This window comes from Nocardiopsis sp. NPDC006198, assembly GCF_040613895.1.
GTDB lineage: Bacteria > Actinomycetota > Actinomycetes > Streptosporangiales > Streptosporangiaceae > Nocardiopsis > Nocardiopsis tropica.
In genome coordinates, this window is sequence record NZ_JBEXSY010000048.1 from 32,393 (window position 1) to 55,944 (window position 23,552).

General features: G+C 75.5%; 22 protein-coding genes. 13 read left to right on the top strand and 9 right to left on the bottom strand.

The genetic code is table 11. The annotated features are described in order from the left end of the window. The first annotated feature begins 1 nt into the window (after nt 1). Genes ABZ234_RS25375 through mnhG form a run of 4 tightly spaced genes read left to right on the top strand, consistent with a single transcriptional unit; the run spans nt 2 to nt 2,992 of the window. Entirely contained in the window at nt 2-1,660 is a 1,659-nt protein-coding gene (locus ABZ234_RS25375) for a Na+/H+ antiporter subunit D (RefSeq protein ID WP_355013704.1), read from the top strand. After that, a complete protein-coding gene (locus tag ABZ234_RS25380; protein ID WP_355013705.1) occupies nt 1,657-2,271 on the top strand; it encodes a Na+/H+ antiporter subunit E in 615 nt (204 codons plus the stop codon). Before ABZ234_RS25375 ends, ABZ234_RS25380 begins: the two co-directional genes overlap by 4 nt. Beyond that, entirely contained in the window at nt 2,268-2,588 is a 321-nt protein-coding gene (locus ABZ234_RS25385) for a monovalent cation/H+ antiporter complex subunit F (RefSeq protein WP_344182378.1), read from the top strand. Before ABZ234_RS25380 ends, ABZ234_RS25385 begins: the two co-directional genes overlap by 4 nt. Next, entirely contained in the window at nt 2,585-2,992 is a 408-nt protein-coding gene (gene mnhG, locus ABZ234_RS25390) for a monovalent cation/H(+) antiporter subunit G (protein WP_267946920.1), read from the top strand. The genes ABZ234_RS25385 and mnhG overlap by 4 nt, the downstream gene beginning before the upstream one ends. Nucleotides 2,993-3,130: 138 nt before the next feature. Here mnhG and ABZ234_RS25395 read toward each other — a convergent pair whose 3' ends face one another. From ABZ234_RS25395 to ABZ234_RS25405, 3 genes are all read right to left on the bottom strand, one after another. After that, nucleotides 3,131-3,526 (bottom strand): DUF779 domain-containing protein, encoded by a 396-nt coding sequence (locus ABZ234_RS25395; RefSeq protein WP_355013706.1) that lies wholly within the window; start codon nt 3,524-3,526, stop codon nt 3,131-3,133. After that, complete coding sequence (locus ABZ234_RS25400) at nt 3,526-5,049, bottom strand: aldehyde dehydrogenase family protein (RefSeq protein WP_267946922.1); 1,524 nt, start codon at nt 5,047-5,049, stop codon at nt 3,526-3,528. The genes ABZ234_RS25395 and ABZ234_RS25400 overlap by 1 nt, the downstream gene beginning before the upstream one ends. Before the next feature lie 173 nt (nt 5,050-5,222). Continuing rightward, nucleotides 5,223-6,572: a GAF domain-containing protein gene (locus tag ABZ234_RS25405; protein WP_355013707.1), complete on the bottom strand. Its 1,350-nt coding sequence runs from the start codon at nt 6,570-6,572 to the stop codon at nt 5,223-5,225. A gap of 342 nt (nt 6,573-6,914) precedes the next feature. Here ABZ234_RS25405 and ABZ234_RS25410 point away from each other — a divergent pair, with 342 nt between their 5' ends. Next, nucleotides 6,915-8,069: a hypothetical protein gene (locus tag ABZ234_RS25410; protein WP_355013708.1), complete on the top strand. Its 1,155-nt coding sequence runs from the start codon at nt 6,915-6,917 to the stop codon at nt 8,067-8,069. Between the two features lie 203 nt (nt 8,070-8,272). Here ABZ234_RS25410 and ABZ234_RS25415 read toward each other — a convergent pair whose 3' ends face one another. Beyond that, the gene (locus tag ABZ234_RS25415) at nt 8,273-9,913 is read right to left on the bottom strand and encodes a helix-turn-helix domain-containing protein (protein WP_355013709.1); all 1,641 of its coding nucleotides are present in this window, start codon (nt 9,911-9,913) and stop codon (nt 8,273-8,275) included. A 201-nt stretch (nt 9,914-10,114) separates the two neighbouring features. Here ABZ234_RS25415 and ABZ234_RS25420 point away from each other — a divergent pair, with 201 nt between their 5' ends. From ABZ234_RS25420 to ABZ234_RS25430, 3 genes are all read left to right on the top strand, one after another. Continuing rightward, nucleotides 10,115-10,606, top strand: a complete 492-nt coding sequence (locus ABZ234_RS25420; RefSeq protein WP_267946926.1) for a GreA/GreB family elongation factor — start codon at nt 10,115-10,117, stop codon at nt 10,604-10,606. A gap of 273 nt (nt 10,607-10,879) precedes the next feature. Continuing rightward, entirely contained in the window at nt 10,880-12,178 is a 1,299-nt protein-coding gene (locus ABZ234_RS25425) for a histidine kinase (RefSeq protein WP_355013710.1), read from the top strand. Further along, nucleotides 12,175-12,792, top strand: a complete 618-nt coding sequence (locus ABZ234_RS25430; protein ID WP_355013711.1) for a response regulator transcription factor — start codon at nt 12,175-12,177, stop codon at nt 12,790-12,792. Before ABZ234_RS25425 ends, ABZ234_RS25430 begins: the two co-directional genes overlap by 4 nt. Nucleotides 12,793-12,796: 4 nt before the next feature. On the opposite strand, the gene ABZ234_RS25435 is transcribed toward ABZ234_RS25430, so the two are convergent. Both ABZ234_RS25435 and ABZ234_RS25440 read right to left on the bottom strand, forming a co-directional pair. Continuing rightward, entirely contained in the window at nt 12,797-13,588 is a 792-nt protein-coding gene (locus ABZ234_RS25435) for an ABC transporter (RefSeq protein WP_355013712.1), read from the bottom strand. Beyond that, nucleotides 13,585-14,559, bottom strand: a complete 975-nt coding sequence (locus tag ABZ234_RS25440) for an ATP-binding cassette domain-containing protein (protein ID WP_355013713.1) — start codon at nt 14,557-14,559, stop codon at nt 13,585-13,587. The genes ABZ234_RS25435 and ABZ234_RS25440 overlap by 4 nt, the downstream gene beginning before the upstream one ends. A 204-nt stretch (nt 14,560-14,763) precedes the next feature. On the opposite strand from ABZ234_RS25440, the gene ABZ234_RS25445 reads away from it, so the two are divergent. Together ABZ234_RS25445 and ABZ234_RS25450 are read left to right on the top strand one after the other, a co-directional pair. Continuing rightward, entirely contained in the window at nt 14,764-16,512 is a 1,749-nt protein-coding gene (locus ABZ234_RS25445) for a serine/threonine-protein kinase (protein WP_355013714.1), read from the top strand. Further along, nucleotides 16,509-18,098 carry a serine/threonine-protein kinase gene (locus tag ABZ234_RS25450; protein ID WP_355013715.1) on the top strand — a complete coding sequence of 530 codons (1,590 nt, stop codon included), beginning with the start codon at nt 16,509-16,511 and terminating at the stop codon, nt 18,096-18,098. Before ABZ234_RS25445 ends, ABZ234_RS25450 begins: the two co-directional genes overlap by 4 nt. Nucleotides 18,099-18,153: 55 nt before the next feature. Here ABZ234_RS25450 and ABZ234_RS25455 read toward each other — a convergent pair whose 3' ends face one another. Both ABZ234_RS25455 and ABZ234_RS25460 read right to left on the bottom strand, forming a co-directional pair. Then, on the bottom strand, nt 18,154-18,330 hold the full coding sequence (locus ABZ234_RS25455; protein ID WP_355013716.1) for a hypothetical protein: 177 nt from the start codon (nt 18,328-18,330) through the stop codon (nt 18,154-18,156). A gap of 41 nt (nt 18,331-18,371) precedes the next feature. Beyond that, on the bottom strand, nt 18,372-18,737 hold the full coding sequence (locus ABZ234_RS25460; RefSeq protein ID WP_267946934.1) for a hypothetical protein: 366 nt from the start codon (nt 18,735-18,737) through the stop codon (nt 18,372-18,374). Nucleotides 18,738-19,044: 307 nt separating this feature from the next. Between ABZ234_RS25460 and prpB the strand changes: the two genes are divergently transcribed. Beyond that, nucleotides 19,045-19,938, top strand: coding sequence for a methylisocitrate lyase (gene prpB, locus ABZ234_RS25465; protein WP_355013717.1), 894 nt, complete (start codon nt 19,045-19,047; stop codon nt 19,936-19,938). 110 nt (nt 19,939-20,048) lie between these two features. On the opposite strand, the gene ABZ234_RS25470 is transcribed toward prpB, so the two are convergent. Then, nucleotides 20,049-20,651 carry a hypothetical protein gene (locus ABZ234_RS25470; protein ID WP_355013718.1) on the bottom strand — a complete coding sequence of 201 codons (603 nt, stop codon included), beginning with the start codon at nt 20,649-20,651 and terminating at the stop codon, nt 20,049-20,051. A gap of 337 nt (nt 20,652-20,988) precedes the next feature. On the opposite strand from ABZ234_RS25470, the gene ABZ234_RS25475 reads away from it, so the two are divergent. Both ABZ234_RS25475 and fabG read left to right on the top strand, forming a co-directional pair. Next, on the top strand, nt 20,989-22,167 hold the full coding sequence (locus ABZ234_RS25475) for a beta-1,3-glucanase family protein (RefSeq protein ID WP_355013719.1): 1,179 nt from the start codon (nt 20,989-20,991) through the stop codon (nt 22,165-22,167). A gap of 462 nt (nt 22,168-22,629) precedes the next feature. Then, nucleotides 22,630-23,394, top strand: coding sequence for a 3-oxoacyl-ACP reductase FabG (fabG, locus tag ABZ234_RS25480; protein WP_355013720.1), 765 nt, complete (start codon nt 22,630-22,632; stop codon nt 23,392-23,394). Nucleotides 23,395-23,552: the final 158 nt, after the last annotated feature.

The following is a 23,552-nucleotide window of genomic DNA, read 5'->3' on the forward strand; positions in this document are numbered from 1 at the left end:
CATGGATGGGGAATACCTCGTCGGTTTCGTGCACTACCTCATTCCCCTGCCGGTGGTGCTCCCGCTGTTCGCGGCCGGGGTCAAGCTGGCCCTCGGCATCCGCTGGCCGCGGGTCCAGCAGTGGCTGAGCGTCATCTCGCTGGCCCTCGTGCTGGTCATCGGGTTCGCGCTGATGCTGGGCGCCTACGAGTTCGGACCGCAGGCCGTGCAGGTGGGCGGCTGGGACGCGCCCATCGGCATCACCCTGGTCGCCGACCAGCTGTCCGCCCTGATGGTGACGGTCTCGGCGGCGATCACGCTCGCCGTGCTCGTCTACTCGATCGGCCAGGGCATGGCGGGCAAGGCCGAGGTCGCGCCGCTGTCGGTGTACCAGCCGACCTACCTGATCCTGGTGGCCGGCGTCTCCAACGCCTTCCTCGCCGGTGACCTGTTCAACCTGTACGTCGGGTTCGAGATCCTGCTGACCGCCAGCTACGTGCTGCTGACCCTGGGCGGCACCCAGTCGCGGATGCGGGCGGGCGCCATCTACGTGGTCGTGTCGCTGGTGTCGTCGGTGCTGTTCCTGATCGCCATCGCGCTGATCTTCGGGGCCACCGGCACGGTCAACATGGCGCAGCTCGCCGAGCGCCTCCCGGAGATCTCCCCCGACCTCAGGGTCGTCCTCCAGGTGATGCTGCTGTTCGCGTTCGGCATCAAGGCGGCGGTCTTCCCGCTGGCCGCCTGGCTCCCCGACTCCTACCCGACCGCCCCCGCGCCGGTCACGGCGGTGTTCGCGGGCCTGCTCACCAAGGTGGGCGTGTACGCGATCATCCGCGCCCAGACGCTCTTCTTCCCGGGCCAGGTCCTCAACGACCTGCTCATGTGGGTGGCCCTGGCCACCATGATCATGGGCATCCTCGGCGCGGTCGCGCAGACCGACATCAAGCGTCTGCTGTCGTTCACGCTGATCAGCCATATCGGCTACATGCTGTTCGGCGTGGCGCTCGGCAGCGAGCACGGCCTGGCCGGAGCGGTGTTCTACGTGGCGCACCACATCACCGTGCAGACGACGCTGTTCCTGGTCACGGGGCTCATCGAGCGCCGGGGCGGGTCGACGTCGCTGGACCAGCTGGGCGGGCTGGGTCGGATCGCGCCGGTGCTGGCGGTCCTGTTCTTCATCCCCGCGATGAACCTGGGCGGCATCCCGCCGCTGTCCGGCTTCCTGGGCAAGATCGGCCTGCTCCAGGCCGGTGTGGAGGCGGGCACGCCGCTCTCCTACACGCTGGTCGGGGCCTCGGTCCTCACCAGCCTCCTGACCCTGTACGTGATCGCGCGGGTGTGGAACTACGCGTTCTGGCGGACGCCCTCCGAGGGCATGGTGGCCGAGCCCGGCACCGTGCTGGAGGACGTCGAGGCCGACGACGCGTCGACCGCGGCCCTGGGGCCGGGCGAGGCGGTCGGCCCGTCCTCCCGACTCGGCGACACCTCGACCCTGGCGGGCCCGGTCGTGACGTCCGTGGTCCTGCCCAAGAGCATGGTCGGCGCCACGGTCGCGCTGGTCGCGTTCGGCCTGGCCCTGACCGTGTTCGCGGGCCCGCTGATCCACTACTCCTCGGAGGCGGCGGTGGAGCTGATGGCCCGGACCCCGTACGTCGAGGCGGTTCTCGGAGGCACCCGGTGATCGACCTGAAGGCGAAGAAGAGGATGGGTCTGGCCGCACTGCGGCGGCGCCTGGGCAAGGTCCAGGTCCCGGTGGCGCTCGGCATGACCCTGGTGTGGCTCCTGCTGTTCGACGGCTTCCGGCTGCGCTTCGAGTCCCTCGGCCTGCTGGTCCTGGGGTTCCTGGTGTCGGTCGTGATCATGCTGGTCTTCCCGCTGCCGCCGATCACCCCGGGGTTCCGGTTCCGGCCGGTGTACCTGGTCCGCATGCTCGTGTACGTGTTCGGCAAGATGGCCGTGGCCAGCTTCCGGGTGACGGTGCAGACCCTCTCCCCCGGCCCCGTGCGCAGCTCGGTGGTCGCGGTGCCGCTGCGCACCGAGGCCGACCTCATGCTGGTGTGCACGGCGATCGCCAGCTCGATCATCCCCGGCAGTGTGATCGTCGAGGTCTCCCAGCCGAACCACATCCTGTACGTGCACCTGCTGGGCGCGGACGACGAGAAGGGCATCGAGGCCGGCCGGGAGGACATCTGGAAGCTGGAGGAGCGGATCGTGATGGCTTTGGGCACCCGTGAGGACGTCGACGCGCTCCGTGCCGGACCGACCGTCGACGACCGGAGGGAGGACGCGTGAACATCCTGTGGATCGCCATCGGCCTCCTGCTCGGGGCGGCCGTCCTGCTGGGCGTGACCCGTATGGTGATCGGCCCCAGCATCCTGGACCGGGCGCTGTCCGTGGACGTGCTGCTCGCCTCGGCGCTGACCGGTATCGGCGCCTACGCGGCCTTCCACCGCGACCCGACGGTCCTGCCGACCCTGCTGGTGCTGTCGCTCCTGGGCTTCATCGGCTCGATCAGCATCGCCAAGTTCGTCGCCCGCCGCCCGGAGGAGCACGTGGCCACGCCGACCGAGCCCCCGGCCCCGGCCCCTGAGGAAGGGGGTTCGTCATGAGCGACCAGGTCGTCGCCGTCCTGGACTGGATCGCGATCCTGTGCCTGCTGGCCGGGGCGCTGCTCTCCCTCGTCGCCGGGGTGGGCCTGATCCGCTTCCCCGACCTGCTCTCCCGCATGCACACCGCGGCGAAGCCGCAGGTGCTGGGGCTCCTGCTGGTCCTGGTCGGGATCGGCATCCGGCTGATCCCGGAGGAGACCAACGTGTTCAACATCGGGACGCTGATCCTGGTGGGCCTGTTCCAGGTGGTGACGGTCCCCGTGGCCGGCCACATCGCCGCCCGGGTGGCCTACCGGACCGGGCGGGTCCACGCGGACCTGATCGTCCGCGACGAGCTGGCCGAGCGGCTGGCCGCCAAACGCCGGGCCGACGGCGGCGGGGGGCCTCCCGAGACACGGGCCTGAGCCGGGGGGACCCGGTCCGCGCCGGAGAGGGGAACGGCCGGGGGAGGAGGTCCTCCCCCGGCCGTTCCGCGTGCCGCCGCCCACCGCGCCCCAGCGGGCGGCCGCGCGTGCGCGCGGACCGGGGTCCGCGCGCACGGGTCACCGTGCGGGGCGTTCGGCCCCGCCGTCGGTCATCAGCCTCGACCGGACGAGGAACCGGCGGCCGGTCGGCGCCTCCAGGGAGAAGCCCGCGCCCCGCCCCGGGACGACGTCGATGGTCAGGTGGGTGTGGCTCCACACCGCGAACTGCGAGCGGGACATCCACACCGGCACCGGTTCGGGCGTGCCCGCGTCCAGGTCGCCCAGGTGGACGTCCGAGTCGCCCGTGCGGAACTCCCCCGCCGGGTAGCACATCGGCGAACTGCCGTCGCAGCACCCGCCGGACTGGTGGAACATGAGCGGCCCGTGTTCGTCGCGCAGCTCGCGGAGCAGGGCCGCGGCCTCCTCGGTGACGGCGACCCGCTCCACCTCCCCGCCGCTGCCGGGGGCGCCCATCAGAAGAGCCCCGCCGCCTGGTCCGAGTAGCTGACCAGCAGGTTCTTCGTCTGCTGGTAGTGGTCGAGCATCATCTTGTGGTTCTCGCGCCCGATGCCCGACTGCTTGTAGCCGCCGAACGCGGCGTGCGCGGGGTAGGCGTGGTAGTTGTTCACCCACACGCGGCCGGCCTGGATGTCGCGGCCCGCGCGGTAGGCGGTGCTGCCGTCGCGCGTCCACACCCCCGCCCCCAGCCCGTACAGGGTGTCGTTGGCGGTCTTGACGGCGTCGTCGTAGCCGTCGAAGCGGGCGACGGACACCACCGGGCCGAAGATCTCCTCCTGGAAGACGCGCATGCCGTTCTGCCCCGCGAACACGGTCGGGGCCATGTAGTAGCCGCCGGAGAGGTCGCCGCCGAGGTCGACCCGCTCGCCCCCGGCGAGCACCTCGGCGCCCTCCCGCCGGGCGATGTCGACGTAGGAGAGGATCTTCTCCATCTGGTCGTTGCCCGCCTGCGCGCCGAGCATGGTGCCGGTGTCGAGCGGGTCGCCCTGCACGATCCGGCCGACCCGCTCCAGGGCGTCGCCCATGAACTTGTCGTAGAAGGAGTCCTGCACGAGCGCGCGGGAGGGGCAGGTGCACACCTCGCCCTGGTTGAGGGCGAACATCGCGAAGCCCTCCAGCGCCTTGTCGTAGAACGCGTCCTCGGCCGCGGCGACGTCGGCGAAGAAGAGGTTGGGGCTCTTCCCGCCCAGCTCCAGGGTGACCGGGACGAGGTTCTCCGACGCGTACTGCATGATCAGGCGCCCGGTGGTGGTCTCGCCGGTGAAGGCGACCTTGCGCACCCGGGGGCTGGCGGCCAGCGGCTTCCCCGCCTCCACGCCGAAGCCGTTGACGACGTTGAGCACGCCGGGCGGCAGCAGGTCGGCGACCAGCCCGACCAGGAGCATGATGGACGCCGGGGTCTGCTCGGCGGGCTTGAGGACCACGGCGTTGCCCGCGGCGAGCGCGGGCGCCAGCTTCCAGGTGGCCATGAGCAGGGGGAAGTTCCACGGGATGATCTGCGCGACCACGCCCAGGGGCTCCTGGAAGTGGTACGCGACGGTGTCGCCGTCGATCTGGGAGTTGTGCCCCTCCTGCGCGCGGATCGCCCCGGCGAAGTAGCGGAAGTGGTCCACGGCCAGCGGGAGGTCGGCGGCCAGGCACTCGCGCACGGGCTTGCCGTTCTCCCAGGACTCCGCGACGGCCAGCCTCTCCAGGTTGTCCTCGATCCGGTCCGCGATGCGGTGGAGGACGAGGGCCCGCTCGGCCGGAGAGGTGCGGCCCCAGGCGGGGGCGGCCCCGTGGGCGGCGTCGAGCGCGAGCTCGACGTCCTCCGCACCGCTGCGCGCGACCTCCGTGAAGGTCTGCCCGGTGACGGGCGTGGGGTTCTCGAAGTAGCGGCCCCGCACGGGCGCGACCCAGTCGCCGCCGATCCAGTTGTCGTAGCGCGGCGCGTACTCGACGATGCTCCCCGGCTGTCCGGGGGGAGCGTAGACCGCCATGGTGGCCTCCTTCTTCGGTGGGGCGCCGGTGGTGCGGCCGGCGCCCGCTTCCGAGGGGTCTGGGGCCGGTGACGCTAGTCACGGCGACGTTGCGACCACGTTGCGGGAGCGGGGCGGGCCGGGAGCGGGGCGGGGGCGGGGCGGGCCGGGAGCGGGGCGGGGGCGGGGCGGGTTCAGCCGCCGAGCCAGCGCAGCCTTCCCCGGAGGGCGGCGTGGCGTGGGGACCCGGGGTCGAGGGAGCGCAGCGCCGCGGTGACCACCCGGGGGTCGTCGCGCCACTCGGGGTCCTCCGACCAGGCCAGGAGCACGCTCGGCGGGGCGTTGGCCCCGAGCACCTCGCACACCTCCGCCTGGAGGGCGTCGCGGATCTCCGCCACCCCCGGCGCCTCCGACCGGGGCAGGACCGGTCCGGCGTAGACCTCCAGCGCCCTCCGGTAGGAGCCCTCGGCCAGGTGGCGCCGGACCTCGTCGATGTCGGTGGACGGCGGGCGGAGCAGGCGGTAGGGGCGTGACGCGAGCAGGCCGGGGCCGAGCAGGCGGCGCAGCCGCGACATCTCCGCGCGGACGGTGACCGGGGAGGCGTCGTGCTCGTTCAGCCGCGCCCCGAGCGCCTCACCGGTGAGGCCGCGCGGACTGCGGGCGAGCAGGAGGAGGATCTCGGAGTGGCGGACGCTCAGCTCCGCCTCCCGGCCGTCGAGGGCGACCAGGGCCCCGGCGCGGCCCAGGACCCGCAGCGCGGGGCCCGCCGACGGACCCCGTCCCGGGGGAGGCGCGGGACGGGCGCCGACGGCCTCCCGCACACCCGGGGCGCGGTGCGCGCCGCGGTCCCCGGGCGCGGTCCGGGAGCGCGGAGGGCGCGCGCCGAGGCGCAGGGCCCGCAGCTCCATCTCCACCGCGGCGGCGGCCGTCCGCACCAGGGCGAGGGCCTGCGGGGAGGCGAGGTGGTCCTCGCCCGTGATGTCGAGGACGCCCAGGACCTCGCCGGTGCAGGGGTCGTGGAGGGGCGCGGCCGAGCAGCTCCAGCGCTGCACGCCCCTGGAGAAGTGCTCGCTCGCGAACACCTGGACCTCGTGGTCGAGGGCCAGGGCGGTGCCGGGCGCGTTGGTCCCCGCGGACCGCTCGTGCCAGTTGGCGCCCTCCACGAAGCACATGTCCTCCGCGCTGTCGCGCAGCCGGCGGTCGCCCTCCACCCACAGCAGGCGTCCCGCGGCGTCGCCGACCGCGACGATCTGCGGACCGGGCGCGGTGTCGACCAGGAGCCGGCGCAGCAGCGGCATGGCGGCGGCCAGCGGGTGGGCGGCGCGGTGGTCGCGCAGGGCGTGCCCGGCGAGCTCGATCCGGGGCACGGTGGTGTCGGGGTCGACGCCGTGCAGGACGCTGCGCCTCCAGGACTCGCCGACGACCGCCCGGACGGGGCCGCTGACCCGGCCGGAGCCGGTGAAGCGCTCGTGTGCGGCGGCCACGTCGCGGCGCACGGCCTCGGGGTCGGTGTCCCACGACCACGCGTTCCACGTCCCGGACATCACGGCGCTCCCCTTCGTCGAGACGACGGCGGACCGTGCCGGCGGACCGCCCCGACACCCCGATTGAAGCCGCGCCCGCCCCTCCTGACAAGTGGTTCCGCGAGAACGGACGGAGGTCCGTCCCGGTCCGGGCAGCAGGGCCCTGGGCGGAGGAAAGCGGCCCGGGACGGTTCGGGGGCCCGGACGTGCGCGTGCCGGCCGTCGTGCCGCCCCGCGCACGGCGGATGCGGCGGGCGTCCGGGCGGGATCCCCGCAGGCAGCGGCCCTGGACGGCGGAACGCGGCGGCCCGCCGCCGTCCGGACGTCCACGCTCCGTCGTCGCCCGGTGGCACAATACGGGCCATGTCCTCTCCCCCTTCCCCCTCCTCTCCCCCGGCGCCGCACGGCGCGGGCGAGCCCCCGGTCCGACCGTCCCGGGGCGGTCCCGCCTCCCCCGAGCCCGCGCTGCGCCCCGGCAAGCACTGGTACTGGGTGGGCGGCCTGATCTTCCCGGCCACCCTCCTCTTCGGCGTCCTCCTCCTCTCGGGCGAGGAGGACACGCCGCCGGAGATCTTCTTCGGGATCGTGACGCCGGTGCTCGGCTTCATCGCGAGCCTGGTCGTCCTCCTGGTCGTCTTCCTGGTGCGCGCCGGCCGGGAGGCGGCGCTCCGCCGGGCGCGGTACCCGCACCCGTACCCGCCCCAGGGGGCGGTCGCCCACGGAGGGCCCGCCGCGCACGGGGCGTACGGCGCAGGCCCGGTCCACGCGGGACCGCCGCCTCCCCCGTTCCGTCCCCGGATCGACCGGAGGGCGATCCGCCCCCGCCCCCGGTGGTTCTGGATCGGCGGGCTGTGCGTCCCCGGGGGCATCGCGGCCGGGGCCCTCGCCATGTGGGCGATGACGGCCTCGGGCAGTGCGCTCCCGGACTTCGCCGGACAGGTCGAGTCCCGCGGCGAGATCGCCTTCGAGGCGGCCGAGGGCGAGGACGGCGCCTGGGGGCTGTGGGTGTCGCCCGGCGACGCCTCCCACCACTACGACTGCACGGTGGAGGGGAGCGACCCGGCCGACCACCCCTTCAGCTTCCCCGGCCTCTCCTACGAGTCCGACGGCTGGAGGCTGGTCGACGCCATCGACACCCCGGTCCCGGGCGAGTACACGCTCGTCTGCGACGGGGACCCGGGCGTCTCCTACGCGGTGGGCGACATCGCCACGGCGGAGGCCGCGAACTCCCGCCGGGACTCCGGGCTCTGGGCCCTGCTGCTGCTGTCCCTGGCGGGGATCGTCGCCGGACCGGTCGTCATCGTCGTGACGGCGGTCAGGCGGGGCCGGAGCGAGGCCCGCCTGCGCGAGGAGGCGGGGCGGGAGGCGCACGGCGCCTCCGACGGACGGCCCGGCCCGGCCGCACCCCCCGGCCCCCCGCCCGGTCCTGCGGCCGGAGGCGGCGCGGACCCGCGCTACCGGGACCACGGCATCACCATCGTCCCCCCCGACCCGGAGGGCCGGCCGCGGCCGGAGTGACGTCGGCGGGGCCGGAGGGCCTTCTCCGGCCCGGGCGTCGTTTCCCGTCCGGAGGTGCGAGGGCGGCCGGGCGCCGGCGCCGCACCCCGGCGCCCGGGTCCCTCCTCGCCGCGCCGGGAGCCCCGCCACGGCGTGGAGCGGCCCGGCGCCCGAGTCCCTCCCCTGGAGTCCCCTCCCTTCCGGGACCGTGCGCGCGGCCGGCCTCAGGCGGGCCCGGGGCCGCGCCCGGCCGGGGGAGCGGGGGGCTCCTCGACCAGTGCGGCGAGCGCGATGGTCATCGCCACCCGCGCCTCCGGGTCGTCCAGCGGCAGGTCCGCGACCCCGCCCATGCGGCGCAGCCGGTACCGCACCGTGTTCGGGTGCAGGTCCAGCTCCTCCGCGGCCCGTCCCAGGTCGCCGTGCGCGTACAGCCACGCCCGCAGCGTGCGCGCGTAGTCCGTCCCGTGCGCGGCGTCGTGGCGCACCAGTTCCGCGACGGGGTTGCGGGTGGGCAGCCTGCCGGTCTCGGCCACCAGCCGCAGGCGGCGCAGCAGCACCGCGTGCCAGACGTCGTCGTAGACCACCGGCCCGGCGGTCCCCGGCGACCCCGGCCCCGCGGCCGGCGCCCCGCGCGCCCCGCTCCGCCCCGGGGGCGCCGTGCGCACCCCACGGCCGTGCAGGGTCAGGCACTCGTCCGCCTCCTGCCTGCTGGCCGGGAGTCCGGAGGGGTCGGCGGCGCCGCCCACGCCGGCGGCCACGCCCAGCTGGTCCGGCAGCCCGCGCACCGTCGACCGCACCCACTCCACCGCCGGCGAGGGGTCGTCCCCGCACGGCAGCACCGTGTAGACGGTCGTTCCGAGCAGGGTGCTGCGACCGGGACGCGACCACCCGAAACCCGTGGTGACCAGCTCGAACAGGTGCAGGATCGCCGCCTCCGGCTCGGTCCTGGCCCTCGCCTGGAACGCGATCACCCGCAGGCCCGTGGCGGGCAGGCCGAGGCGGCCGGCCGTCTGCGCCGGGTCCGCCGACCCCTCCAGCAGGTCGATCACCGACTCCGACTCCACCTGGCGTTCCAGGTCGCTGCTCACCCTCGCGCGCAGCATGTGCAGTCCCACGGTGTGCGCCCCCTCGCGCAGGGCGCGGGAGCGCCCGGCGTCCAGCGGGGCGTCGCACACCACCCACAGGGAGCCCAGGAGTTCGCGCCCCACGCGGATCGGCGCGGCCGTGCGCCCGCCCAGCCCGAGTTCGGGCACTCCGGGGACGAAGCGGGGCTCGGCGGAGGCCGCCAGCCCGGCGAACACCCCGTCGGCGTCGAGGCGTTCCCGGACCTCCTCCGGGGCCCTCCGGTCGATCACGGTGGCCCGGCGCACCCGGTCGGTGTCCCCCTGGGAGGCGGAGTAGGCGACGACGCGGGAGGAGCGGTCCTCGATCGTGACCGGTCCGCCGACCTCGGCCGCGACCGTGTCCGCGAGGGTGAACAGGTCGCTCGGCCCGCGTCCCGCCTCCGTCTCGCGGCCCTCCAGCACCAGGCCGTAGACGACGCCGGAGATCTGGCTCCAGGACACCGCGGGGTCGACGACGAGGAGGGCCAGCCCGCGCGCCCGGAGGTGTTCGCGCACGTCGTCCGCGGGGTCCGCGGCGGAGCGGAGGAGGACGACGGTGGCGCGCGCCTGCTCCGCGAGGCGGACCGCCTCGGCCGCGGAGTCCACCCCGACCGCGAGGAACGCGTCGCCCAGGGGCGGGGCGTCGTCGGTGGGATCGTGCATGGCGACGCTGCGCAGCTCCCTGCGGCGCAGGCCCTCGGCGCCCACCAGCCTGGCGCCGTACCCGCCCAGCACGTTGACGAGCCGGTCGAGGTTGATCATCTCCCGCTCCCCCTCCCACCACGATGTTGTCGGATCTCGACAAAACCAGGTCACGGGAATGTCGGCCCAGGATAACCCCGTCCCCCTCCGCCGTGGACACACTCGGTAATGAGCGGCAGCACCCCCCTCGCCGGCCCTCGCTGTGTTTCTCCACCCACGGACCGAGCCGTGGCGTGGGCCCGTGAAGACAAGGAACGTTCCATGACCAGGACCACCGACCGATGGATGACCAGGGAGGGCTACGAACGCCTCCAGGAGGAGCTGCGAGTGCTGCGCGGCCTCCCCGACGACGACCCGGACACCGCCGGGGCGGACGGGGGCGCGGGGAGCACTGTCCCCGCGCCCCGCTACATTCACGACCCGGCGGTGCGGCAGGCCCGCGTCCACACCATCGAGCGCCTGCTCAGCGAGGCCGTGGTGGACGAGGCCGCCCCCGACGACGGGATCGCGGCGCCGGGCAAGGTGCTCACCATCCGCTACGACGGCGAGGACGAGGCCGAGGAGTTCCTGCTGGGCCTGCGGGACGCGTCCGTCGCGGACCGGATGACGGTGTACTCGCCGGAGTCGCCGCTGGGGGCGTCCCTGCTGGGCGCCCGCCGGGGCGAGCGGCGCACGTTCACCTCTCCGCGCGGCGCGGTCATCGGGGTCACCCTGCTGGGCGCGGAACCGTACCGGGCCTTCGTGGCGGGCTGACGCCGGGCCCCATCGACCGGGCGGCCGCCCCCGGGAAAGCGGGCGACCGCCCCCAGGCCCGTCCGCCCGACTGGGAGGGCGGACGGGCCGACACGGGGGCGGCCCCTCCTCTCCGGAGGCGGGGCCGCCCCCGTTCCCATCCCACGGCCGCTCCCCCGCAGCCGCGCCGGCCTCCCGGCACGCGGCCGAGGACGCGCGAACCCTCCCGTGACGTGCGAACCCCCTGTACGGCCACGCGCCCGCCGGGGGACTCCGCCCCATAGGATGCGACGCATGGGCGAGGCTGCGGAAACGGTGTCGGAGGGGTCCGGCCCCGGCCGGACCCTGGTGCTGTCGGTCGGCCTGACACTGCTGTTCAACGCGGTGATCCTGCCCGAGTGGCTCCGCGCCCTCGACGGCGCCGGCTCCCCCGCCCTGCGCACGCTCGCCGCCGTCCTCGCGGCGGCCTACGTCGCCGGGTGCGCCGCGGCCGTCCCCCTGGCCCCGCGCCTGGGGAGCGGCGCACGCCACCTGGCCTGCGCCGCCCTGCTCCTGCTGGGCTGTGCGCTGTTCGCGGTCCTCGGGCTGCCGCACTCGTGGGTCCTCGTCTTCGGGCTCGCCGTCACCGCCGCGATCCTGCCCCTGCGCCCCACGCTGTGGGCCACCGTCCTCGCCGTGGTCGGCGTGACCGCCGTGGCGCTGGCCACCGGCCGGGTGGGCGAGCAGTTCGGCAACCTCGTCATCATCACCACCGTCACCGTCGCCACGGCCCTGGCCGTGCGGCTGGTGGAGGCCAACGCCGAGCTCCGCCGCGCCCGCGACCAGGCCGCGCAGCTCGCCGTCCTCCGGGAGCGCGAACGCTTCGCCCGCGACCTGCACGACCTGCTCGGCCACAGCCTCACGACCATCGTGCTCAAGGCCGGTGTGGGCCGCCGGATCCTCGAATCCACGGGTGACGCCGACCTGGCGGCGGCGGAGCTGCGGGACCTGGAGGACCTGGGCCGGCGGTCGCTGGCCGAGGTGCGCGCCGCTGTCTCCGGGTCGCGCCGGGTCACCCTGTCGGCCGAGCTCCTGCGCGCCGAGTCGGTGCTGCGCGCGGCCGGCGTCGCCCTCGAACTGTCGCCGGGCGCGAACCCCGCGGGCTCCGGGCCCGGCGGCCCGGCGGGACCGGCCGTCCTCCGCCGCGACGGGACCGGCGCCTCGGGCGGCGCCGACGGGGTCGACGAGGTCCTGGGGTTCGTGCTGCGGGAGGCGGTCACCAACGTGGTCCGCCACTCCGGTGCGTCCCGGGTGCGCGTCGCCCTGGGGCCGGGCTGGATCGAGGTCGGCGACGACGGCCGCGCCCGGCCCGGCGGGGTCGTGCCGGGCGGCGGCCTGCTCGGACTGGAGGACCGCGTCACCGGGGCGGGCGGCGCCCTGACCGTGGAGCCGCGGCCCGGGGGCGGGCTCCTCGTCCGGGCCGAGTTCCCGGCGGGCCCGGACGGCGCCGGGGAGGAGGTCCCCCGGTCGGACGGCGCGACCGGCGGCCCACCGGGGGACGACACGGAACCGGACACGGCGCGCGGCGCCGACGGCGGCGGGGAGCGGGGATGAGCGGGACGATCAGGGTGCTGGTCGCGGACGACCAGGCCCTCGTGCGCGGGGCCCTCGCCACCGTGCTGGACCTGGAGGCCGACATCGAGGTCGTGGCGCGGGCGGGGTCCGGCGCGACGGCGCTCGCCGAGGCTCGCCGCGTCCGGCCCGACGTGGCCGTGCTGGACGTGCAGATGCCGGACGGGGACGGGATCGGCGTCTGCGCCGAGCTGGTGGCGGCCCTGCCCGGCTGCCGCGTGCTCATGTGCACGACGTTCGGCCGCCCCGGCTACCTGTCCCGGGCCCTGGCGGCGGGGGCGACCGGGTTCGTGGTCAAGGACGCCTCCCCCGAGGAGCTGGTGGACGCGGTCCGCCGGGTCCACCGGGGGCTGCGGGTGGTGGACCCCGCCCTGGCGGTGGAGTCGCTCGCGCACGGCACGAGCCCGCTGACCCCCCGCGAGCGCGAGGTCCTGGCGGCCGTGGCGGGCGGGGGCGACGACGTGGCGGCGCTCGCCCGCTCCCTCGGGATGAGCCGGGGGACGCTGCGCAACCACCTGTCGTCGGCGATCGGCAAGACGGGGACCCGGACGCGCGCGGAGGCGGCCCGGGTCGCCGAGCGCAACGGCTGGCTCTGAGCCCTCAGGTGTCCCTGCGCCGGTTCGCGCCGTGGGCGAGCAGGAGGAGCGCGACGGCCCACACCGCCAGGACCAGCAGCGCGGACCACGGGCTCGCGTGGCCCTGGCCCGGTCCCGCGATCCCCGCGAGCACGTGGACGGCCTCCCCCGGCAGGAACGGCACGACCGCCGGCCCTCCCGGCAGCCAGCCCGCGACGGTGGGCGCGACCAGCAGGGCCGCCACCCCCGCCACGCCGCCCGCGGTGGACCGGGTGAGGTCGGCGAGGGCCACCGCGGCCGACGCGTAGAACGGGCCCATCAGCGAGGCGCCGAACACGACCCGCCACACCGCCGGGTCGGTCGCGTCCCAGACCGGAAGCCCGGAGAGCTCCAGGACCAGCAGGCTGACCAGGGACGCGCCGACCGCCGCGGCGAGCGACACCGCCCAGGAGGCGGCTGCCGCGACCAGGGCCCTGGCGGCGAGCACGCGCCCCCGGGAGGGCGTGGCCGTGAACGTCGTCCGGATCATCCCCGTCGCGTACTCGCCCCCCGTGGCCGAGGCGGCGAGCACCGCCAGCACCAGGGCGGCGGCGTCGACGCCGAGCAGTCCGGCGGTCAGGACGTCGAAGACCGGCTGTTGGGCCAGCGGGACGCCGGTCGTGGCGCCGAAGGTCAGGCAGAACAGGGCGGCGACCAGGAGCGCGAGCGCGACGGCTCCCGCCGCCGTCCGGCGGTTGCGGGGCAGGCCCGCCAGCTTGGTCCACTCCGCCGCGACGGTGTCCCGGGCGGCGGGTCGACGGTGGTCCACGGCGGTCATCGGTCCGTTCCCCTTCCTTGCGGCTTCCGGATGTCCGAGCTCGCGGCGCCGGTGGACCCGGGCTCCCCGGTCCGGCCCTCGTGTCGGCCCCGGCCCCTGGTGAGGGCCATGAACGCGTCCTCCAGCCGGGCCCGGACCGGCACCAGCTCGTGCACGGGGATCCCGTGCCGGGCGGCCAGGTCGCCCACCCGGGCGGCGTCGGCCCCGGTCACGGCGATCCGGCCGCCCCGTCCGCCGTCCACCGTCGCGCCCTCGCGGCGCAGCAGGGCGGCCAGTTCGTCCGCGCGCGGCGAGACGGCCTCGACCCGTGTTCCCGCACCGGTGGCGACCAGCTCGGCGAGGCCGACGTCCGCGACGAGCCTGCCGCCGCCGATGACCAGCACGTGGTCGGCGGTGGCCTCCATCTCGTTCATCAGGTGGCTGGACAGGAGGACGGTGCGCCCCTCCTCGGCGAACCCCTTCAGCAGGCGGCGCGTCCAGACGATGCCCTCGGGGTCCAGTCCGTTGAGGGGCTCGTCCAGCAGGAGCACGCCCGGGTCCCCGAGCAGCGCGGCGGCGATGCCGAGCCGCTGGCGCATCCCGAGCGAGTAGTGGCGGATCCTGCGCCCGCCGACCTCCTCCAGTCCGACGAGGCCGAGCACGTCGTCCACCCGCGCGCGGCCGATGCCGCCCGCGCGGGCCAGCCACAGCAGGTGGTTCGCCCCCGTGCGCGCGGGGTCGACGGCGGCGGGGTCGAGCAGGGCCCCGACCTCCCGCGCGGGCGCGGCGAGACGCCGGTACGCGGTCCCCCCGACCAGGGCGGTCCCCGACGTGGGGGTGTCCAGGCCCAGGAGCATCCGCAGGGTCGTGCTCTTCCCGGCCCCGTTGGGGCCGAGGAAGCCCGTCACCCGGCCGGGGGCCACGGTGAAGGTCAGGCCGTCCACCGCCAGGTTCTCCCCGTACCTCTTGGTCAGTCCGCGAACGCTGATCATCGCTCTCCTCCGGTGTCTGCCTCCAGGCTGTCCCGGATCGGAGGGGAGGGCGTAGGCCGTCCGTCAGGAGGTGACCGTGACAGGTGTCAGGGGTGCCGCGGCGCCCTGGGCAGGGCGGCGCTCCCCCTCCGATCCCGGCTCCCCCTGGGCCGGGGGTAGCATTCTGACCCCCGCCCACCCCTTCGCCGGTCCCATCGGAGTCCCGTGTCGCCCCACCACCCGCCGTTCCCTCCCCTCCTCCCGGGCGACCCCCGGACGGTCGGGGGCTACCGCACCGTCGGCCGCCTGGGCAGCGGGGGCATGGGCGCGGTCTACGCCGCCGCCGACCCCTCCGGCCGGCTGGTCGCCGTCAAACTGGTCCACGCCGACCTGGCCGCCGACCGCGACTTCCGGGCCCGGTTCCACCGGGAGGCCTCGCTGGTCCGGCGGGTGGTCAGCCCCTGCGTGCCGCGGTTCGTGGCGAGCGACACCCGGGCCGCGCAGCCGTGGCTCGCCACCGAGTACGTTCCGGGCCCGACCCTGCGGCGGCACGTGGACGAACACGGGCCGCTGTCCGGCGCCCCGCTGCACGCCTTCGCCACCGGTGTCGCGGAGGCGCTGCGGGCCGTCCACGCCGCCGGGGTCGTCCACCGCGACCTCAAGCCCGGCAACGTCGTCCTCTCCGGGGACGGGCCCAAGGTGCTGGACTTCGGCATCGCCCGCGCCCTGCACGAGACCGCGATCACGCGCACCGGCGGTCTGTTCGGCACTCCGGGGTGGGTCGCCCCGGAACTGCTGCGCGGAGCGCCGCCCGGCCCGGCCGCCGACGTGTTCGCGTGGGGCGGCCTGGTGGCCTTCGCCGCCACCGGCCGGGCCCCGTTCGGGGCGGGCTCCGCCGAGTCCGCCGCCCTGCGCGTCCTGGAGGGCGAACCCGACCTCGACGGCGTGCCGGAGAACCTGCTCGGCCTGGTGCGGGGCGCGCTCACCCGCGACCCCGGCCGGCGCCTCACCGTCCCCGCGCTCCTGGCGGGCCTCCTCGGGCCGCGCCTCGACGCCGGCGCCGGCCACGAGGAGACGACCGCCCTGGTCACCGTGGTGATCGCGGACGGATGGGAGGCGCCGCCGGCCCCGGCCGTGCCGGCCCCTCCCCCGACCCGCCCCTCCGCGCCCCCCGCCCGGAGAGCGGGCCGTCCGCCCGGACGTCCCGGTCGCGGGGGCCGCCCGTGGACGGCGGTCGGCGCCGCGCTCGCCGCGCTCGTGCTGGTCGTCGGGGGCTCCTGGTACGCGGGGGACCGCTTCGGCCGGGCGGGCCAGGCCGCGGAGGGCGACGACGGGGGCGACGGCGCCCCGGCCTCCCCCTCCGGGGAGCTGGCGGTGGCCGTCCCCGGCGACAACGTGATGATGGTCCTCGCGGACCCCTCCGGGGGCATGGGGGCCGCCGACGGGTTCGCCGGGTGGACGTACGAGCCACCCGAGGGGTTCGCCCGCGAGGACCACGCCATCGCGACCATGAACATCTACGTCACCTACCTCGACACCGCCGCCATGGAGGAGTCGGACGGCCTCACCGTCAGCGGGGACATCACCTACCTGCCCGATAGCGGCGGCTACACGCTCCGCTCCGACGACATCACCCTCTACGAGGTCGGCCCCGGCCTGGAATCCGTGCCCGAGGACCCCGACGACGGCAGGGAGGGCTACCGCGTGGAGGGCCGGACGCTCGCGGAGCTGACGCCGTCCGACCCCACCGCCGAGTTCTCGTTCGACGTGCCCGACGCGCCCAGCTCCGTCCTGGTCGCCTACCTCCCCGACCCCGGGGAGGCCCCGAGCGGGGAGTACGCGGCGGTGCGGAGCCAGGGCGCCTACATGTGCGGGACCGCCTGGACCCAGATCTCGACGAGCACCATGGACGGGTCGTTCGACGGCGACCCCTGCCCCACCTTCGACTCGGTGGCGGGGGAGGAGGGCCTGTGAGCTTCGCACCCGTCCGCCCCGGCGACCCGGCCGCCGTGGGCGCCTTCCGTGTCGTGGGCCGGATCGGCAGCGGGGGCATGGGCACCGTCTACGCGGGCACGGCCGGGCGGGGCGGTTACGCCGCCGTCAAGGTCATCCGGGCCGACCTGGCGGAGGACCCCGCCCTGAGGGACCGCTTCACGCGCGAGGTTCGCCTGCTCCGACGCGTGCGCAGCCGCGCCGTGCCCGCCTTCGTCGCGGCCGGCGTCGACGGCGGGAACCCGTGGCTGGCCACGGAGTTCGTGCCCGGCCGGACCCTGTCCGACCACGTGCGGAGCCACGGGCCGCTCACCGGCCCCCCGCTCGACGGGTTGGCGGTCGGGACCGCCGAGGCGCTGCGCGCCGTCCACGCCGCCGGGATCGTCCACCGCGACCTCAAGCCCGGCAACGTCATGCTCTCCCCCGAGGGGCCGAAGGTGCTGGACTTCGGCATCTCGCGTGCCCTGGACGAGACCGTGCTGACCAGGACCGGGGGGCTCTTCGGCACGCCCGGGTGGATCGCGCCCGAGCTGCTGCGCGGAGCGCCGCCCTCCCCCGCCGCCGACGTGTTCGCGTGGGGCGCGCTGGTCGCCCACGCCGCGTCCGGGCGTCCGCCGTTCGGGACGGGGCCGGCGGACGCGCTCGTGTACCGGGTGCTCAGGGAGGAGCCCGACCTGTCCGCGGTCCCGGCCCGGCTGCTCCCGCTCGTGGCAGCCGCCCTGGACAAGGAGCCGGGGCGCAGGCCCACCGCGGCCCGGCTGGTGTCGTCCCTGACGGGGACCCCCGCCGACCTGCCCTCGGACGAGGTGGCGGCGTGCGTCGACAGGGCCCTGGACCGCTCCTGGCACGAGATCCGGGCGGTCCTCCCCGCCGCGCCCCGGCCCCGGCGCCCCCGCGCGCTCCTCGCCGCGGGCGCCGCCCTGCTCCTCGTACTGGCCGTGGCGGCGGGTGCGGTGGCGGCCCGCGTCCTCGCTCCCGGAGCCGGGCCGGGCGACGGCGCGGCCGGGGCCGCGGACGGACCCGCGCAGGACACGGCCGGGAGCGGAGCGGAGGCGCACGCCGGCTGGACGCGGTCGGACGTCCGGACGGACGGGCACAACGTCGAGTGGTGGACCGGGGCCCAGACCGGCGCGGACACGGTGGTGAGCCCCGCCGAGGCCGCACCCGGCGACCGGCCGTCCTTCGCGGCCTCGTCCGACTCGTTCGAGAGCGCGTTCAGCATGTCCGTGGACTCGGTCGACGCCACCCCCGGCGGCGTCCGGTTCGCGTTCACCGTCGACCTCATGGAGGTCGAGCTCGGCGACGACGTCCCGTCGATGCTCGCCGTCACCGACGGGGAGGAGCCCCTGGCGCCGTCCGGGGTGGAGGCCGACGGGGAGGTCGGGGCGGGCAGCGCGTTCGCGGTCACCTTCGACGGGGCGCCCGACGAGGGCCTGCTCGTCCTCGCGAGCCCGGGCTACGTCCCGAACGTGTCCGGGGTCCCGCCGACCGGGCTCTGCTACGACGCGTCCGAGCGGACCCTGTCCTCCGACCTTGCCTCGTGCGACGGGGAGACCGCCACCGGGTAGGGCGTGACGGCACCGGTGTCCTCGCCGACGGGAAGGGCGCGCAGCTCCTCAGCGGTCACCCGGTTGGCCCGGCGTCCTCGAAGTAGAGCTCCAACGCCTCGGCGAGAGCGGCCAGCGCCTCCTCCCCGGTCTCGCCCTGCGAGGCCGCCCCGACGCCCACCGCGTGCGCCACGTACCCTCCGGCCCGCGGGTCGTGGCGAAGGATCCGGTCGTCCGGATCCGTGCCCGCCACAAGGTGTCCGGCGTCGGGAAGGCGCGCCCGGCCCCGGCCCGTCACCGGCCGACCCGCTGGGCGGCCTCGCCGATCATCTGCGCGGCTTCCTTCGCCGCGTCCCGGGCCGCGTCGGCATCGGAGGCCCCGCCCACGATCCCCTCCAGCTCGCGGAGGCGGTCGGCACGCCGACGACAGCTCCGGAGTTCGACGAACACCGCCCATCGGAAAAGACAGGTGTGCAAGGGAACGGCGCTGCCGGTCCGCAGCGCTTCGTGCGACGCCCGGTGGAACTCGGCGTCGAAGCGGACGGACTCCGCCGGGTCGATCCCGGAAAGCGCGTCCCTGAGCGCCTTTTCCGTCAGGGGAGGCGTCGGGAACAGCGGTTGGTCGTGGCCGACAGTTCCACGAGCGGTCTCCGAACCCATCCCATTCCCCGATCCCGGACGCGAGCAGGGCCCCGGGGCAGCGGTCCGCCGCCGGTTCACGGCAAGTCGCCCCACGGGGGCTCGCACACACCTGCGCGGCCCGTCCCCGTGCGCCGGAGGCCGAACTCTCCCCAGGCTGGCGTGGCCGTCTCACGGAGAGGCGGCAACCGGGGAACGGAGCCGTCCGCCGTGGCCGCCCCCCGAGGCGCCACCCCGGGCCCACCGCCGAGAAGGGCCGTCTGCTGTCCTTCGGGGAGGACCGGGCGACCGTGCCCGGCGCCCTCCACGGATCGGAAGGAATCCTCTGATGCTGCACGCCCGTACAGCCCCGCACGAGAAGCGCCGCGCCCTGCGCGAGGCCCTGTCCTCGGGACGCCTGATGCGCGTCCCCGGCGCGGTCAACCCGCTCACCGCGGTGCTCGTCCAGGAGCTCGGCTTCGACGGCGCGTACGTGTCGGGTGCGGTCGTGGCCGCCGACCTGGCCCTGCCCGACATCGGCCTGACCACGCTGTCCGAGGTCGCGACGCGGGGCGGCCAGATCGCCCGCGTGACCGACCTGCCCACGCTCATCGACGCGGACACGGGCTTCGGGGAGCCCATGAACGCGGCCCGCACCGTCCAGGCCCTGGAGGACGCGGGGCTCGCCGGATGCCACCTGGAGGACCAGGTGAACCCCAAGCGCTGTGGCCACCTGGACGGCAAGGCGGTCGTCGGCGCCGACGAGATGGTCCGCCGGATCCGGGCGGCGGTCGGCGCCCGGCGCGACGACGGGTTCGTGATCTGCGCGCGCACCGACGCCGCCGCGGTCGAGGGCCTAGACGCCGCGATCGAGCGCGCGCGGGCCTACGTGGACGCAGGCGCCGACATGGTCTTCCCGGAGGCGATGCGCGGCCCCGCCGACTTCGAGGCGTTCCGCGCGGCGGTGGACGTGCCGCTGCTCGCCAACATGACCGAGTTCGGCAAGAGCGAGCTGCTGACCGCCGAACAGCTGGAGTCCCTCGGGATGAACATGGTGATCTACCCGGTCACCACGCTCCGCCTGGCCATGGGCGCGGTCGAGGAGGGGCTGCGGACCCTGCGCGACGAGGGCACCCAGGCGGGCCTGGTCGACCGGATGCAGACCCGCAAGCGCCTCTACGAACTGCTCGACTACCCCGCCTACAACGCCTTCGACGGCGGCGTCTTCGACTTCACGGTCTGAACGGTCGCGGTGGGACGGTGGTCGGCACGGCGATCGGCGGGGACCTGCCGGGCGGTCCCGCCCGGGGAGTCCGTCGCGCGGACGGCGGGCTCCCCGGGACGCCGGAACGGCTAGTGGCCGCCCGGGCCGGGCTGGTTCGGCTGCCCCGGATATCCGGGCTGCCCGGGGTGGCCGGGGTATCCGCCCTGGCCGGGGTGGCCGGGCTGCGGGTAGCCCTGGCCGATCTGCCCGGGGTGACCGGGGTATCCGCCCTGGCCGGGATGGCCCGGCTGCGGGTAGCCGCCCTGGACCGGCAGGTGGCCGACGGGGGCGTTCGGGTCGGTGGCCCGGAACCACTCCTTCGAGGACGGGCCCTCGATCAGGCACAGCACGGAGATCGCCAGACCCAGCCCGAGTGCGGGGTTGGAGCCGGTCATGATGCTGAGGACCGCGTTGGCCAGCGCGAGGCCGATCACCACGCGCAGGAGGTTGCGGGCCCGGGGGCCGCCCTTGCCCATCTCCACGATGACGTAGACCTCGAAGGCGGTGATGAGGAGGCCGATGACCAGGACCGCCACGAGGGCCGCCATGGGCATGCCCGCCTCGGCCTCGACCTCGGCGGCGGGCAGCGTCATGAGGACGAGGAGGCCGAGGAAGGCCGCCCCGTAGAGGAGGACGGCGATGACCGCCCGGATGATCAGGATGACCCTGACCGCCTTGAGGGCGGTCGGCATGGGAGGTCTGGGAGCAGGGGGATACACGGGGAGGTTCCTTGTCGTCGGGATCACGGACGATCCGCGGGCGTTGCCGGTGATACGACTCCCCGGCGCGACCGATGGTTCCCCCGAGGGTACGGCCCCTCCCGGAGGCGGTCGGCCGCGCCCGCCAAGCGCCGCCACAGGGGATTCCGAGCACTCCACCCCCCATGAGATGTGAGCTGCATCACACGCACAGCCTCCGGCCTCGGAAAACTCCCCCGCACCAGAAGCACGCACCGTTACCCCTGTTGACTCAAGCGTGACTAAATGATCACTTAGTTTCCAGTCTCTGACCCGCTACCAAGGAGACCTCATGATCGACCGCAGGCTTTTCCTCGGGGGCGCGACCCTGGCCGTGGGGGTCCCCCTCCTCGGCGGCTGCGCCCCGGCCCCGACCCAGGCGTCGCTCAGGTCGGACTCCTCCGCCCTGGCCAACCCGGGAGCGCTCCCAGTCAGCATCGTCAACAACACCGGCCGGTTCGCCGACGGAGAGGTGCTCGTCTACGTCGTGGGCACCGACCTGACCACGAACCAGCACGTCTGGGTCGACGCCTCCGGGACGCCCCACCCCGTCAGCGAGGGCGACAACACCGACAACGGGTACACCGACTACTCGATCCCGCTCGACGCCCTCGCCGGCATGACGCTCCCCTACATGTCGGGGCGCATCTACCTCGCCCTCGGCGGCAAGCTCGGCATCCGCATCGTCATCGGGGGAGACGGAACGCCCGCGCTCCAACTCCCCGCCGGCTGGGTGGAGAGCGACCACGGCTTCGACGTGCTGCACGACTCGGTCGAGTTCACCCACAACGACGCCGGGATGTTCTGCAACACCAGCATGGTCGACCAGTTCAGCGTGCCCATCGGCATCCGGCTGACCGGCGACGCCGACCAGACCACCGGCACGTTCAAGCCGGGCGGGCGGGCCGCCGTGTTCGAGACGCTCTCGGCGGACCCGGTCTTCTCGTCGCTGGTGTACGACGACCTGCGGGTGATCGCCCCCGGGCACGCCCTCGACCAGGGGCTGTTCCCCTCGGACTACTTCGACCCCTACATCGACCAGGTCTGGTCGCACTACGCGTCCACCGACCTGACGGTCACCACGAACGCCGGGACCTTCACCGGCCGCGTGCAGGGCGAGCAGCTGGTCTTCGACGGGGGCGTCGCGCCGATCTCCCGGCCCTCGACCAGGGACGTCCTCTTCTGCGACGGCAACCTGGCCGCCCCCAACGACGGGATCACCGGGCCCGTCGCCGCCATCCTGGGCGCGGCGTTCAACAGGGCGACCCTGCTGACCGCCGCGCAGCAGCCGACCGACGACCCGGCCGGCTTCTACCAGTCGGAGATCGCCAACCACTACGCCGCCGTCTTCCACGCGAACACCGTGGACGGCAAGGCCTACGGGTTCGCCTTCGACGACGTGGAGGACTTCGCGTCCTACATCCAGGACCACGGGCCCTCCGCGTTCGAGATCACCCTCACGGCGTTCTGACGCCGCGGCTCGCACCGCCCGCGCACGCGGGCGGCTCCCGGGCCGGGATCGGATCCGGGAAGCCGCCCGCGGCGGCCCCGTGCCCGGCCCGGGGGCGAGCCCTTCCGACGCCCGGCCCACCGGCCGTCGCCGGGGCCCGTTCCGCGTGTGGGGCGCGGGGCCGGGTCGCGGCGGCGCGGTGGGCCGGGACCGGGACGCCCCCGTGCCGCCGGGCACGGGGGCGTCCCCTTGCTCCGGACACGGCCCCGCGCCCGCTCCTTCCCCACCCGGTTGCGGAAACCGGATCCTGTGGGCACGGAACCCGGGGGCCGACCGCCACCGCGCCGACCGGAGGGGGGATGGTGGACGGGCCCGGTGGCACGCGAGGAAAGGCCCGGAAGGGCCGGAAGAGCGGAGCGGGCGGGACGGCACTGTCCGAGAGCACCGGGAGGGTAGTGACCAACGGGATGGCGGGAGACGGCTGTGAGCAGAACAGTTCTGGTGACCGGCGGTACCAAGGGCATCGGGCTCGGCATCGCCAAGGGGTTCGCGGAGGCCGGGGACCGGGTGGTGATCATGGGCCGCGACGAGGCCAGGACCCGTGAGGCCGCCGAGGGCGTCCCGGGGGCGCGGTGGGTGGTCGGGGACGTGGCCAGGGCCGCCGACTGCGCCCGCGTGGTGGAGGAGGTCGTGGAGGGCAGCGGCGGGCTGGACGTGCTCTGCGCCAACGCCGGGATCTTCCCCTCCTCGCCGCTGGTGTCGATGGGCGAGGACGAGCTCGCCCGGGTCCTCGACACCAACGTCAAGGGCACCGTGCTGATGGTGCAGGCCGCGGTGGAGGCCCTGACGGCTTCGGGCCGGGGGCGGGTGGTGATCACGTCCTCCATCACGGGGCCGCTGACCGGGTACGCGGGCTGGTCCCACTACGGGGCCACCAAGGCCGCCCAGCTGGGGTTCATGCGCAGCGCCGCCCTGGAGCTCGCGCCCCGCGGCATCACCGTCAACGCCGTGCTCCCCGGCAACGTGCGCACCGAGGGCCTGGACGACATGGGCCCGGACTACCTCGAACGCATGCGCGCGGCCATCCCGGTCGGACGCGTCGGCGAGGTCGAGGACATCGCCGCGGCCTGCGTGTTCCTGGCGAGCGCCGGGGCCTCCTTCATCACCGGCCAGTCCCTCGTGGTGGACGGGGGCCAGGTGCTGCCCGAGGACGGCCAGGCCTTCGGCCGGGCCCTCGGCTCGGACTGACGCCCCGCGCTCCGGGGCGTGGGGGGGGGGGGGGGCCCCCCCCCCCCCCCGCCCCCCCCCCCCCCCCCCCCCCCCCCCCCCCCCGCGCCCGGCCCGGGGGGGCCGGCACCCACGCCCACCGCCGGCGCGCGCCGGGGAGGGGGGCCGGCGCCCGGCCC

What these genes read in the sequence shown, in the direction of transcription:
- ABZ234_RS25375 (WP_355013704.1), top strand. Translation starts at nt 2, where the DNA reads ATGGATGGGGAATACCTCGTCGGTTTCGTGCACTACCTCATTCCCCTG.
- mnhG (WP_267946920.1), top strand. Translation starts at nt 2,585, where the DNA reads ATGAGCGACCAGGTCGTCGCCGTCCTGGACTGGATCGCGATCCTGTGC.
- ABZ234_RS25395 (WP_355013706.1), bottom strand. Translation starts at nt 3,526, where the DNA reads ATGGGCGCCCCCGGCAGCGGCGGGGAGGTGGAGCGGGTCGCCGTCACC.
- ABZ234_RS25400 (WP_267946922.1), bottom strand. Translation starts at nt 5,049, where the DNA reads ATGGCGGTCTACGCTCCCCCCGGACAGCCGGGGAGCATCGTCGAGTAC.
- ABZ234_RS25405 (WP_355013707.1), bottom strand. Translation starts at nt 6,572, where the DNA reads ATGTCCGGGACGTGGAACGCGTGGTCGTGGGACACCGACCCCGAGGCC.
- ABZ234_RS25410 (WP_355013708.1), top strand. Translation starts at nt 6,915, where the DNA reads ATGTCCTCTCCCCCTTCCCCCTCCTCTCCCCCGGCGCCGCACGGCGCG.
- ABZ234_RS25415 (WP_355013709.1), bottom strand. Translation starts at nt 9,913, where the DNA reads ATGATCAACCTCGACCGGCTCGTCAACGTGCTGGGCGGGTACGGCGCC.
- ABZ234_RS25420 (WP_267946926.1), top strand. Translation starts at nt 10,115, where the DNA reads ATGACCAGGACCACCGACCGATGGATGACCAGGGAGGGCTACGAACGC.
- ABZ234_RS25425 (WP_355013710.1), top strand. Translation starts at nt 10,880, where the DNA reads ATGGGCGAGGCTGCGGAAACGGTGTCGGAGGGGTCCGGCCCCGGCCGG.
- ABZ234_RS25430 (WP_355013711.1), top strand. Translation starts at nt 12,175, where the DNA reads ATGAGCGGGACGATCAGGGTGCTGGTCGCGGACGACCAGGCCCTCGTG.
- ABZ234_RS25435 (WP_355013712.1), bottom strand. Translation starts at nt 13,588, where the DNA reads ATGACCGCCGTGGACCACCGTCGACCCGCCGCCCGGGACACCGTCGCG.
- ABZ234_RS25440 (WP_355013713.1), bottom strand. Translation starts at nt 14,559, where the DNA reads ATGATCAGCGTTCGCGGACTGACCAAGAGGTACGGGGAGAACCTGGCG.
- ABZ234_RS25460 (WP_267946934.1), bottom strand. Translation starts at nt 18,737, where the DNA reads ATGGGTTCGGAGACCGCTCGTGGAACTGTCGGCCACGACCAACCGCTG.
- prpB (WP_355013717.1), top strand. Translation starts at nt 19,045, where the DNA reads ATGCTGCACGCCCGTACAGCCCCGCACGAGAAGCGCCGCGCCCTGCGC.
- ABZ234_RS25470 (WP_355013718.1), bottom strand. Translation starts at nt 20,651, where the DNA reads ATGCCGACCGCCCTCAAGGCGGTCAGGGTCATCCTGATCATCCGGGCG.
- ABZ234_RS25475 (WP_355013719.1), top strand. Translation starts at nt 20,989, where the DNA reads ATGATCGACCGCAGGCTTTTCCTCGGGGGCGCGACCCTGGCCGTGGGG.